This window comes from Sinorhizobium sp. B11 (assembly GCA_039725955.1).
Taxonomy (GTDB): Bacteria; Pseudomonadota; Alphaproteobacteria; order Rhizobiales; family Rhizobiaceae; genus Rhizobium.
The window spans coordinates 20,076-32,010 of record CP091035.1 but is presented as its reverse complement, the minus strand read 5'-3'; the positions used below and the strand labels follow the sequence as shown (position 1 = coordinate 32,010).

10 protein-coding genes, 1 tRNA gene and 2 pseudogenes are annotated in these 11,935 nt (G+C 58.9%); 5 read left to right on the top strand and 8 right to left on the bottom strand.

What is annotated here, in order from left to right:
- Positions 1-33 precede the first annotated feature (33 nt).
- Positions 34-1,533 (bottom strand): MFS transporter, encoded by a 1,500-nt coding sequence (locus LVY75_33140; protein XAZ26354.1) that lies wholly within the window; start codon positions 1,531-1,533, stop codon positions 34-36.
- Between the two features lie 49 nt (positions 1,534-1,582).
- A complete protein-coding gene (locus LVY75_33135; GenBank protein ID XAZ26153.1) occupies positions 1,583-2,689 on the bottom strand; it encodes an HlyD family secretion protein in 1,107 nt (368 codons plus the stop codon).
- A gap of 521 nt (positions 2,690-3,210) precedes the next feature.
- On the opposite strand from LVY75_33135, the pseudogene LVY75_33130 reads away from it, so the two are divergent.
- A pseudogene (locus LVY75_33130) lies at positions 3,211-3,434 on the top strand (GTP cyclohydrolase I).
- A 93-nt stretch (positions 3,435-3,527) separates the two neighbouring features.
- Here LVY75_33130 and LVY75_33125 read toward each other — a convergent pair.
- From LVY75_33125 to LVY75_33105, 5 genes are all read right to left on the bottom strand, one after another.
- Positions 3,528-3,758 carry a CGNR zinc finger domain-containing protein gene (locus LVY75_33125; GenBank protein ID XAZ26152.1) on the bottom strand — a complete coding sequence of 77 codons (231 nt, stop codon included), beginning with the start codon at positions 3,756-3,758 and terminating at the stop codon, positions 3,528-3,530.
- 449 nt (positions 3,759-4,207) lie between these two features.
- Positions 4,208-4,429: a hypothetical protein gene (locus LVY75_33120; protein ID XAZ26151.1), complete on the bottom strand. Its 222-nt coding sequence runs from the start codon at positions 4,427-4,429 to the stop codon at positions 4,208-4,210.
- Between the two features lie 357 nt (positions 4,430-4,786).
- On the bottom strand, positions 4,787-5,299 hold the full coding sequence (locus LVY75_33115; GenBank protein ID XAZ26150.1) for a hypothetical protein: 513 nt from the start codon (positions 5,297-5,299) through the stop codon (positions 4,787-4,789).
- A 54-nt stretch (positions 5,300-5,353) separates the two neighbouring features.
- Positions 5,354-5,980: a hypothetical protein gene (locus tag LVY75_33110; protein XAZ26149.1), complete on the bottom strand. Its 627-nt coding sequence runs from the start codon at positions 5,978-5,980 to the stop codon at positions 5,354-5,356.
- A 12-nt stretch (positions 5,981-5,992) separates the two neighbouring features.
- Positions 5,993-6,472 carry a hypothetical protein gene (locus LVY75_33105; protein XAZ26148.1) on the bottom strand — a complete coding sequence of 160 codons (480 nt, stop codon included), beginning with the start codon at positions 6,470-6,472 and terminating at the stop codon, positions 5,993-5,995.
- 714 nt (positions 6,473-7,186) lie between these two features.
- Here LVY75_33105 and LVY75_33100 point away from each other — a divergent pair.
- On the top strand, positions 7,187-8,377 hold the full coding sequence (locus LVY75_33100; GenBank protein XAZ26353.1) for a recombinase family protein: 1,191 nt from the start codon (positions 7,187-7,189) through the stop codon (positions 8,375-8,377).
- On the opposite strand, the gene LVY75_33095 is transcribed toward LVY75_33100, so the two are convergent.
- Positions 8,334-8,410 (bottom strand) — tRNA-Met (locus LVY75_33095). The genes LVY75_33100 and LVY75_33095 overlap by 44 nt on opposite strands.
- Positions 8,411-8,979: 569 nt before the next feature.
- Here LVY75_33095 and LVY75_33090 point away from each other — a divergent pair.
- From LVY75_33090 to LVY75_33080, 3 genes and pseudogenes are all read left to right on the top strand, one after another.
- Positions 8,980-9,162, top strand: a complete 183-nt coding sequence (locus LVY75_33090; GenBank protein ID XAZ26147.1) for a hypothetical protein — start codon at positions 8,980-8,982, stop codon at positions 9,160-9,162.
- A gap of 73 nt (positions 9,163-9,235) precedes the next feature.
- Positions 9,236-10,247 (top strand): annotated as a pseudogene (locus LVY75_33085) (ATP-dependent DNA ligase).
- A gap of 401 nt (positions 10,248-10,648) precedes the next feature.
- Positions 10,649-11,935, top strand: a complete 1,287-nt coding sequence (locus tag LVY75_33080) for a GAF domain-containing protein (GenBank protein XAZ26146.1) — start codon at positions 10,649-10,651, stop codon at positions 11,933-11,935.

The window sequence follows — 11,935 nt, the reverse complement described above, 5'->3', positions numbered from 1 at the left end:
TCTCCCGGTCTCGACCGGAGCGACCTTCTTTCCTCAGCGCGTCGTCAGCGGGTGTGAGGGGGAGGGTTTCATCAGCGACACCACGATCAGCCCGACCACCGCCGCGATGAAGGTGATCCAGAATCCGTCGATATAGGCGAGTACGTTCGCTTCCCGCTGGATTATGCCTGCAAGATTGCTGAGGCCGCGCTTTGTGATTTCTGCCGGTGAGGCGCCGGACGTCGATCCCGATCTGAGTTGAGCGAGCGTCGTGTTCCAGCCCGGCGTCGTGCGGGTGACGTGAAGGCCTAAAAGATAGGAATGCAGTTGCTCACGCTTGCGGATCCACGTCGTCATCGTTGTGGCAACAGTTTCCGAACAGATAAGGCGCATGACCTGAACATAGGCGACGAGCGAGATTGCACGAGCCGGATTGATATTGCCGAAAAGGGTGGCGACGGCGGCAAGAAAAACGAGCTCTTCGCCGAACGTCTGCAGGACGATAATCAGCCGGAATTCTGGTACGGACCATTGACTGGTCAATTGGGTCCCAAGCCATGCCGACAGCACAAAACAGCTGAACCCGATCGCGAGCGTCGACCGCTGCTTCACTGTCCTGACGAGCGCGACTGCGGTCGCTGTCGCCAGCAAAAGTAGCAGGATGGCGCAGAGCGCGGTGAAGTCTCCGACCTGTTCCGGACGCAATCGAGCAACGCTGACAAGAAAGTTCGGCTCGAGCAGCGAGCTTCCGAGGCTTGCGATCATGAAGCAGGCGATGGCGGCAAAGCCGAGCGCGATGTTCCTGTGATAAAGGATCGAGACGTGCGCCCAAGGATGTTTTACGCGGGTTTCATGCCAAAGAAAAACAACGGCCAGAAATACTGTCGCGGCGAGGAGCGATTTAACATAGCCCGATTCAAACCAGTCAAGACGATTGCCTTGGTCCAGCGCGAAATAGAGCGTCGTTAAGGCCACCCCGAACAGCGCCATTCCGCCCCAGTCGGCCCGGCTCAGGAGATCACGATCGACAGGCATGGGTTTGCCGCCATACCAGAACAGGATCCCGATGACCGGCGCGACAATAGCGCCCTGCCAATAAAGCCACTGCCAACCAATAGTCTGGCTATAGCTACCGGCGGTATAAAGACCGAGATTCTGCGCAAACGGAATTCTCAGCACATAGAAGGCGAGGGCGAAAATCCAGTACTTTTTGTCGAGGTTACGAAACGCAACCAAGAGCGTCGCCCCAACGAAAATGCCGAGCACCAGGGCTCTGGTCGCATGCAACACGATCAGAAGCTCGAAGCCTTGGACGAAAGGGATGGTGGTGGAGATCGCCGCATACACGATCGACGGGCCGATCATGACCCGCTTGACGCCGAAGGCCTCTATCAGCCAGCCGATCGACGGCGCGACTAGTATCTGCGGAGCCGTTGCAAAGGTGCTCAACCATGCGCCCTGGTCAAAACTCAGACCGAAAGCGCCGCGAAGATCCGGCAATCCGACGCTCGCCGTGCGAACGTCGAAGGCGGTCAGAATTGAGGCCATGATCATGGCAACCGCGACGCTTCCCTGCCGGGAAAGATCGCTATGCTGCGTGCTGCTAGACATTGTTTCCTGCCTTCGTGGCTATCCGCGTCGTGACCGACATGCCCGGCCGCAGCCGATCGAAATTGGGCTGATCGGGGTCGAGCTCGATCCTGACAGTGAGGCGCTGGGCAACTTTCGTAAAATTGCCGGTGGCATTGTCGGGAGGAAGCAAGGCGAAGGTCGATCCGCTTGCGGGCGAAATTCTCGACACTCTGCCGTGCAGGCGCTTGCCGGGCAGCAGATCGACGGACACCTCCACGAGCTGACCTTCCCGAACAAGGGAAAGCTGGTTTTCCTTGTAGTTGGCCAGGATATAGACCCGCGGAAGGGGAACGATCGAGATCATGCTTGTGCCGGTCGCGACAAAGTTTCCGAGCTGAACGTTCCTTTTGGCAACAATACCGTCGACAGGCGCGCGAATGTCCGCATAGCCGCGGTCCAATTCTCGCGCCACCATGTCCGCAGCGGCCGTGTCGGCATTCGCTATCAGCACGTCTCGCTGTTTCGCAATCACTTCCAGCTTGACCCGTTGCGCAACAACGGTCGCCTCAGCCATTTTTGAATTCGCAACGGCGCGCTCGCGTCCGGCGGTCGCCTTCTCGAGCGTCTGAATCGAACTCGCCCTGCCGTCGAGGCCGAGCCTGGTCTGGCGCTCGAGCTCCTTGCTCGCCTGAACCTCGTCGGCCGTCGCCGCCTGTTTCTGGGCGATCGCAATGTCGATTTGCGTCAGCTGGAACGCACGCTGGGTGTCGTTGTCTTCCAACTGAGCGCGAGCAGCGGCAAGCCTTGCTTTCGCCGCCTGTAGAGCGACTTCGAAGGGTTTGCGATCGATGGAAAACAGAAGGTCGCCGGCCTTGACCTGTTCGTAGTCGGAAACATTAATCGCCTCGACAGTGCCGCTGACACGAGTGCTGACAGATGAGACGTCGGAGAAAACCGCCGCGTCGTCCGTCGTCTGCACGGCCTGGCTCGCCACCCACCAGTCCCAATTGGCGCCTGCGCCGACGACGGCAGAAAGCGCCACCGCAATGGCAAATACGGGCACAAGGACGGCAGACGGCGACGCCTTGTTTGCGGGAACCGGGCTCGCCGGTGGGCTTTCACGCGTGCTTTGCGTCAAGACGCTGATATTTGTCTCCGACTGTATGTTTTGCTGGTTCTTTTTTCGCAACCAAGCCATTTGCTAAATCCTTCGAGTAGATGTCTGCGAACCGACGAATTCGGTTCGAGACAGGAGCGACCTCGGCACGCGGGCTTTCACGACCCTGCGGCGGATACAGTTTGCTTCGCTATCGCTTCGCGGTTTGACACATCGGGTAGCCGGCCCGATTGCGCCTCCTCGCCGGGAGAGCGGCATCCCACGCCGATGCATTCGCAGCCAGCCACTCGTTTGCGGGATGGCTGCAGAAACGCGCCGGCAGCGGTTGGATTGCTATATAAACGATACGTATCGTTCTAACAACAATCGACCCATGAAAATAGGCATGCTCAGCTATTCGTTTTTCGCCGAGCTTGGCTCGGTGAGCGAAACGCATATGAGCGATCGAGGGCGCGTGTTGAGCGTTCAGACCCGGCGCCCGCATGTGCATCCTTCCCCGATGTCCGGGTCAGTCCGTGTCGCGCCTCTCGCCGCCGTCGCGGACATTCTCGGATGTCGGCGGCTACGATGATCTGGTGGTCATCAGTGACATCGGCTTCTTTTCCCATTGCGAACACCGCATGCTGCCCTTCAATGGCAACGTCCATATCGGAGATGTCCCAAGCGAAAACGTGCTAGGCTTTCGAAATTCGCCCGCGTCGTTGAGGTCTTCGCGCGTCGCCTTAAAGCGCAGGAGACGATGACGTCGCAGATTGCAGACTTACTGGTCTCCGGGTTTTCTCCAGAATGTCCGGCTGCAGCTGCGGACATGGCTCTGTCTCCTTTTGCGCGTGAGCCGCGCAGTCCTTGGTCACGTCAATTAATTAGCTCGCACGGCCCGGAATTTCCGCACTCTGGCATGTGATCCACACGTCCTGTCAGAGCACCAGCGCCGATGACCATTGCGTGAGTGGTCGAGGAAAAGCCAGCCGCAGTTCGGACCTTCGCACGCCTGGATCGGGCGGCGATCTCGTCGCGATGTCAGCAAGTTTGCGGCCAGCCAGCCAATCCGAATTGCACGTCCAGATTGTCTGCAGGGGCGTGACGCCATTCGATCGTGTCATCGACGATGGCTAAACTACGTTGCTCCTGTGCGTGCCTTGCAACCTCGTTGAGCAGCTCAAGGTCTTGTTCGCTGTCCAAAGCCGCCTTGGTTCAGTGTTCAATCAGGACACCGGAAAGGTTGCGACCGAGGTCGCCTTCTTGCGGGATCAGGCCGATAGGCTCGGCATCAGCTTTGCTACTTTGGCTGATGAATATGGCAAGTTCGCTGTTGCCGCACGGGCTGCCAACTTCACGACCGAAGACACGCGTAAGATTTTCATTTCTCTTGCTGAAGCAGCGCGCGTAAACCAGCTATCGGTCGACGAGACCTCAGGCGTGTTTCTCGCACTGACGCAGATGATTTCAAAAGGTAAGGTTTCCGCCGAAGAACTCCGCGGCCAGCTTGGCGAGCGTCTGCCGGGCGCCTTTAACATCTTCGCTTCGGCAATCGGCAAATCAACTGCCGAACTCGACAAGATGATGCAGAAGGGTGAAGTCCTTGCTGATCGCTCCGCTCTTCTCAAGTTCGCCGACGAGCTGACTAGGCGTTTTGGCCCGCAGCTTGGCGCCTCGCTGCAAAGCCTGACGACGGATCTCGGCCGCTTTCAAAACGATGTTCAATCCTCTCAGATCGCAGTGGCGAACGGTTTTGTGCCTGCGCTCCGTGACGCGCTGCATTCTTTTAGCGCTTTCGCTCAGTCGACCGATGGTCGACAGGCCTTCACGGCGATCGGTAAAGCCGTCGGCGAGGTCATAAAGATCCTAGCTGAGTTGCCGAAATATTTTAGCCTCATCACTGATGCAGCCAAGCTGTTTGCAGCAGCAAAAATTGCCGAGGTGTTTGGAGGAGTCGGCGCAAAGGCGCTGCAAACCATCGGATCTCTGAAAAGCTTCAACGCGGAACTGACTTTGATCGGCCCACGCACCCAGGCCGCGGCAAACGCTCAGACCGTGTTCAGCCGCACCCTGGCAACCAGCGTGAGCACACTCGCCACCTTCCGTCAAAATCTTCTCGCGTCGACAAGCCAGAGCGCCCTAGCCCGCACCGGTATCGTCACGCTGGCCGGTGCGGTTGGGAGTTTGCAGGCCACCCTCGTTGTGACTGCTGGAGCCTTTCGCACACTCCTGGCTGCGTTCGGTGGTCCGATCGGAATCGCGCTGACCGCGATCACCTATGGCGTTACCAGTTGGTTGACTTCCATCGACAACGCCACATCCGCGCTCACCGAGCACAAGCGGCAGGTTGATCTTGTCGTGGCAGGATATAAGAACGCGAAGGACAAGGCTTCCGAGTGGGCGAAGTCCATTCCCGGCGCAACACCGGCCGAGCTCATCAACAATCGCGATCAGCTCAAGAAGCAGTTTACCGACATCATCGGCGATGCCGAGGCAGCAAGCCGCGTTCTGAAAGCCGCTTTCATTGACTTCGCGCCCGACAGCGCAGAGATTCGACAGCTCAACCAGTTGACCGACGCCTTGAAGGGCGTGCGTGAAGGTTCGGTCTCCGTTCAGCAGCTGGCCGGGATCCTCAGTGACATTTCGCTGCACCCCGCGGCTGATGATTTTAAGGAAATTGCTGATCAGATCCTAGCCATGGTTCGCTCAGCCGAGGACGGCACACCAGGACTTGAAGATCTCAGTCAGGCGATCGCCAAGGCCGAAGCGCTCATTCGACTTCAGGCGAACACTGCCACCGACGCAGACAAAGCTTTGCTCGGCATGGGCAAGCAGGCCGAAGAGACGTCCTCCTCCACCGACGATCTGACCACCACCAGCAAGAAGCTGAACGACGCCTTTGCCGAAATGGGGAAACTCATTCCGGGCTTGAGCGACGAGCTGAAGAAGCTCGAACAGGTTGACGCGCTCGACAAGCAATATCAGGACGCCGCGAAGCTCGCACGCTCGCTTGGCGAAGTGCTCGGTCTGACGAAAAGATATAACGAGGCACGTGCCGGAATTGAAAGCGAGTTCCAGCAGAAGCAGTTTGACTCGCTGCCGGATACGCGCCGAGGCCTCATCGATCGCATTATCCGGCAGGAAGGCGGTCAGGATGGCACCGGCCCTTCCACCTCGAGCGCCCGCGGCATCGGCCAGTTCACCGAAGGGACCTGGCTGCCGATCTTCAATCGTCTGTTCCCGGCTTTGTCGCAGCTGGCGGACGCGCAGAAACTCGCCTATCGATCGAACGAAGCTTATGCCCGGCCGATCCTGGAAGAGCTCGCGAAGCAAAACCAGATGCAGCTAGCAAACGCGGGTGTGGCTCCCACCGATACCAATACCATCGCGCACTTCCTCGGCTCGGGTGACGCCATCAAGGTCGTGCTCGCCAATCCCGACGAACTCGCCAAGAATATCGTCCAACCCGCTTCGACTGCTGCCAATCCGACTGTCATCAAAGACAGCACGATGGCTGCTGATCTGATTGCGCGGGCAAACAAGGCCATCGGTGGCGGCTCCCCGATCATGTCCGGAGGTCAGACCAAACAGGAAGCCTTCAACCAGGACATGTCCGGTCGCGTCAAGGCGATGAAGGATGAGGCTGACGCCCGCAAGGATTCCAATAAGGAAGCCGTCATTGCCCGCGAGCTGGCTCAAGCCGATAACGAAGCGATCAAGGAAGGCGTGACCCTCAGCCAGGCACAGCGAGACGCTATCCGTGAAGCGGCGGCTGCCAAATACGATTCCGCGCATGCCGACGAACAGCTGAAGGCAAACCAGCAAGCAGCTCGCGAGCAGCTGAACGATGTCATTGGCCTAGACCAGCAGCGCAAGAACCTCCTCCAAGAAATTAATATGGCCCAAAATGCTGGCGACAGCGGACGCACGCAGGAGCTCGTCACTCAGCTGCAGGGGGTTAATGACCAGCTGAGCTCAGCTATTCCCAAGGCATTGGAGCTCGCGCGAGCCCTCGGCGACGAAAAGATGGTCGCTCAACTTCAGAAGGTGCAGCTTAACACGGCCAAGGTCGGAAGTGGTCTCACCGCATTTGGTCTCTCTGCATCGAACGTGCAGAACCTAGTCGGCTCTTTCGCTGACGGTCTTGTCGGTGCGTTCGACAGTTTCGCCCAGGCGGTTGCCAACGGTGCAAATGCCTTCCAGGCGCTCGGCCAGGCCTTCTTGCAGTTTGCCGCAGACTTCCTGCGCCAGATCGCCACGATGATCCTTCAGCAGATAATCCTCAACGCCCTAGCCGGCATCGGCGGTCCCATCGGCACGGCGGCTCAGGGCTTGGGAGGTGTCGCTAAAGTCATCACCGGACACACGGGTGTCTCCCGCGACATCGCCGACCTCGCGCACGTGCACAAGACGCTACGATTCCGCAACATCACCATGAACTGCGTCAACGGCGGCGAGATGGATACGATCCAGATCGGCATGTACGGCATGGTCGGCCAAATGCAGCGCGAGGAAAGTGCCAAAAAGGTGCGGCGTGGAATGACCGGAATAGTGCGATCCGGGAGAAATGCCGGCGGGAAAGCCTACGGCTATCGCCCGGTGCAAGGCAAGAAAGGCGAGTTGGAGATCGTTGAGGAGGAAGCCGGCGTTGTGCGCCGAATCTTCGAGCTTTACGTCGGCGGTATCGGCCCGCGGTCGATCGCGGCAATGCTGAACGATGATCGACTGCCGGCGCCGCGTGGAAAGCAATGGAACGCCAGCACGATCAACGGCAACGACAAGCGCGGCTACGGGATCCTGCGCAATCCGCTCTATGTTGGGAAAATCGTCTGGAACCGCGTCCAGATGGTCAAGAACCCCGCCACCGGTCGGCGGGTATCCCGTGTCAACGACGATACGGCGATCGAAACAATAGATGCCCCTCACCTCCGAATCATCGACGATCAACTGTTCGCGAGTGCTCGGGCACGTAAAGATTCCGTCGGCGGGAAGCACCGCTTCACATCCCCAAAGAACAAGCGCCTATTGTCCGGTCTACTAAAATGCGGGGCGTGCGGGGGAGGGATGTCGATCATTGGCGCCGATCGCAGTGGACCCCGCGTCGTTTGCAGCAAGCACAAAGAATCAAAGGCCTGCGATAACAACGCCCGGTACTATGTCGCCAAGATCGAGCAGGACGTGATCGACCGGTTGCGCATCATGTTCGCCGACACGTCGGTGATTGATGCCTATGTCGAGGAATACAAGGCCGAGAGCAAGCGGATCGCCTTGGAACGTCGCACCGGTCGCGCAGCGAAGGAAAACACGCTGTCGGACGTTCAGACGCAGATAGCGCGTGTGCTGGAGCAGGTGGCGAAGGGAACGATCGACGAAGACGATGTTCTGGCGATCTTACCTGGGCTGAAAGCCGAGCGAACGCGCCTTCGGGTCGAACTGGAGGCCGAGGAGCCGGCGACTAACATCATCGAGCTGAAGCCGAAGGCCGTCGAGAAATTCCGGCAGGACGTGGAGAGCTTGGCGGAGATTGTGAACACGAAGGCCGAGCCATCGATCGAACTGGCGATGGCGTTCAGGGAAGTGGTTTCAAGCGTGTTGGTCTATCCACGAGTCGCCGGGGAAAAATACCGCTACGAAATCAAAGGATGGCTTGCCGCAATCGCTGGTGAACAATTGTCGTCTGTTCGAATGGTAGCGGGGGAGGGATTTGAACCCCCGACACAAGGATTATGATTCCTCTGCTCTGACCTACTGAGCTACCCCGCCACTGGTCAGACAATACCGTTCGCGAAGGGTGGTGTCCATTACCTCGCTCCGGCACCGGACATCGCCATGGGTGACAACATGCTGAGGTGTATTTAATGATCTCGCCACTGCAGGCGTGTCCTCTTTCTTCCAGCCGTCCGCCATTACTCCTCGCCTTCCTCGACGAGGCCCGCCATGCCCTTGCAAGGTTTTGCCCCTGCGCCGAGCCGAGGATCCGCCATCATTCGTTCATTGGTTCATTCGTTCGACCTGCACCTCCGTTCGGCCCGGCGGTCTTGCTCGGTGGGCGCTTTGCGGTCGGTTGAATTCAGGCGTGGCAGTACCGGAGCAAGGATCCCCGGCACCGACAAGTTGCCGATCGGCTTGTAATTGGTGAGGCGCTTTAGCGCAGATCTTGACTTTCGCGATCGACCCACCGTTTAGCGTCATGATTCAGACCGCCCGTTGCAGATGCGGCCACCGGCGGAATCTCCTTAGGGCTTCATCTAGGGAGTGACGAGATCAGGCATAGATCCAAATCTCCCGGAACCTTCACTCCCATCTCGGGTTTGCATGCGAGAGGAGAAACGATGATGAACAAGGACAATCACCCTGAGCAGGATCCGGCCGAAGGCAGCAGGGAAACAGTCGAAAAGGATCTGAAACGGCAATCGCAGGCTAGCGCGAGCCAGGGCGACGATGATCACGCCAAGCCTAATGAACCGCCCCAATCCTCGACGGGATCTGAAGCAGCTGAACCATCGCCCAAATGAGAAACAGGTTCGCTGCTAGAAAGCAATCAACCGCCAACACCGGGCTTAACCAATACAAGAAGAAAGCGAGTGGATGACAAAGACGGGTGCAGAGTTCGGCCTCTCGTTGGACATTGAACCGATGGAAGCACGGTCCGCGGATAGCTTGCCGGCAGGCGCTGGCTGGCAATACGAGCCCAAATGGGATGGCTTCCGCTGCCTAGCGTTCAAAAGCGGGAGCCACGTCGATCTGCGGGCGAAATCGGGAAAGCCGCTCGCCCGTTTTTTTTCCGGAGGTGGTCGCTTTTATTTCCGACGTGGCCGCGCACCGGTTCGTGATCGATGGTGAGCTCGTCATCGAGCTCGACGGGAAACTTTCATTCGAAGCCCTACAGATGAGATTACACCCTGCTGAAAGCCGCATCAGAAAGCTCTCTCTCGAAACGCCCGCGAGGATCGTAGCCTTCGATATTCTGCTGACCCCTGCGGGGCTGCCCATCCTCGGCCAGAGCCTGCTTCACCGCCGCGCGGCCCTGGAGCGGCTCGTGAAACAAGCAGCTCGTCCGGAGCGCCTTATGCTTTCACCATTGACGCGCGATGTCACCGAGGCAAACCGTTGGTTATCAGGGTCTGGAGGCGACACGGACGGTGTCGTCTGCAAGCGGGTGGACGAACCATACTTGCCCGGTGAGCGGGCAATGATCAAGGTGAAGAGGCGGCGGACAGCCGACTGCGTGGTAGGCGGCTTCCGGTATGAGAGCGACAGCGAGCTAGTCGGCTCTTTGCTGCTCGGTCTCTACAATGAGAACGGCGAGCTTGACCATGTTGGTTTCACATCGACAATCACCAACGCGGAAAGGCCTGAGCTGACGTCAAGGCTGAAGGCACTTCGAGGAGGTTCGGGCTTCACCGGCAAGGCTCCCGGTGGTCCAAGCCGCTGGAGTACAAAGCGCTCGTCAGAATGGGAGCCTCTTGTGCCTGAACTGGTGGTCGAGGTCCGCTTTGATCACGTAACGGGTCGCCGTTTCAGGCATGGGACAAAGCTTCTTCGCTGGCGTCCCGACAAGAAGCCATCGCAGTGCGATTACTACCAGATCGAAAAGTGAACCTCAGCGGTCCATGCCAGGACATCGGCCGCTTCTGAGCGACCAAATCGCGGGACGAGGGTTCATACCTCATCGAGAGCAGAGGGATAGGCTTCTCGGCAGAAGGCGCACGCAATCACGTCCACCTTCACTCGAGGGTGCTACGCTTGGTCCACATCGTCGTCTTGAACGACGCAGATGGCCACTCGGCGAGGCAAACATCGCGGAGGAGCGGCCGCATCTGCTAGAACGAGCTTCCAGGCGACTTGGCTGATCACGTGATCACTTCGCGACATGTGCGATGAAGTTTCCCTCACCTGCAGCTTGGGTCGGTCGAGACAATCGCAGCTAGTGCCATTGCCGAGGGAACATGGCATTAATGCTTTGCTTCGGGGAGGAGCGGGATTGTCGGAGGAGGAACGATGATCAGATATGATGCCGAGCTGATTGAGGGAATGCGCGCGATATCGCGTGCATTTGCCGGACATACCGAAACCGGTGCCGCCTTCAGGGAAACAGCAACAGAGATCTTCAAGTTGCTGCCACATGACCATATCGATGTCGCCGTCCTGTTGAACGGGGGCCGGAGCCATATTTGCTACGAAACAGGTTATCAGACAAGCTGGAGCGACCTGGCGCTCAGTCCGCCACCGGTCGAACTGAGCCCGGTACGGGCAGTGCTCAAAGGTGAACTGCCATATCTCTTCAGCGACGATGCGCTCGCAGATGAACGATTTCATTTCACAGGCGCAATAGACGAACCCATCTTTACTGCGAGGTTGCGCAGTCGCATCGTCGTGCCGATGCGGGCAAGGGGCGAGATCATCGGCGCCCTCAACATCAGCAGACACGAGCCCGGCTGTTATACGTCCGCCGATCTGGAGATCGCCCAGCACTGCGCCGAATTCATTGCGCCCTACATCTTCGCGCTGATCCAGAGCGAGGAGGCACGCCGGGCGATGATGGCAGAAAGCGAAGCGCGCAGTCGCGAAGAGATCCTGCGTGTCGGCGCGTCCCGGCTGACCGAGGGTATGGAGCAGGAGCGGCGACGCATCGCCATGGATCTGCACGACCAAACACTCGCCGATCTCGCTCGCGTTGTGCGCCAGGTCTCTGCGCTGCATCGCCACGGCATGGCCGGTGCCAACCAGCTTGCGGATCTTGAGCGTGAAATCATCCACTGCCTAACAGAGCTGCGCCACATTGTCGACGATATGCGACCGAGCGTGCTCGAACTCTTTGGGTTGCGCGATGCCATAGAGGCGCATCTCAACCGCAGCGTCAGCCGGGCAACGCCTTCGATTGCAGTGCAGATTCAAGATACCAGTGAAGGCGCCGCCGACATGCTACCGGAGCGCACGCTGACGGCGATCTATCGGATCGTCCAGGAGGCGATCAACAATGCCGTCAAGCACGCCGTACCTCGGCGCATCGAGGTGCGCATCGGCGCGACGCCGTCGCTGCTGAAGATTGTCGTTACCGATGACGGGTCAGGTTGCGTCCAGGTCGACCCGCAGGTGACTGGCGGGATCGGCCATATGCACACCAGGGCAGCACTGATCGGCGCGCAGCTTCGCATCAACCGCTCCGGCCGAAAGGGCGGTACGCGGGTGGCAATCGGCGTGCCGCTTGTTGGCGAGACGACAAGCACCGGCATGCTGCCGCCGGGCGCGGCGGTCGCCGCAGCCGACGTCGCTGGGAGGCGCTGA

Coding starts and splice junctions, on each gene's coding strand:
- LVY75_33090 (XAZ26147.1), top strand. CDS start 8,980: ATGATGAACAAGGACAATCACCCTGAGCAGGATCCGGCCGAAGGCAGC.
- LVY75_33100 (XAZ26353.1), top strand. CDS start 7,187: ATGACCGGAATAGTGCGATCCGGGAGAAATGCCGGCGGGAAAGCCTAC.
- LVY75_33140 (XAZ26354.1), bottom strand. CDS start 1,533: ATGATCATGGCCTCAATTCTGACCGCCTTCGACGTTCGCACGGCGAGC.
- LVY75_33080 (XAZ26146.1), top strand. CDS start 10,649: ATGATCAGATATGATGCCGAGCTGATTGAGGGAATGCGCGCGATATCG.
- LVY75_33120 (XAZ26151.1), bottom strand. CDS start 4,429: ATGCAGCGCGTCACGGAGCGCAGGCACAAAACCGTTCGCCACTGCGAT.
- LVY75_33125 (XAZ26152.1), bottom strand. CDS start 3,758: ATGGCGTCACGCCCCTGCAGACAATCTGGACGTGCAATTCGGATTGGC.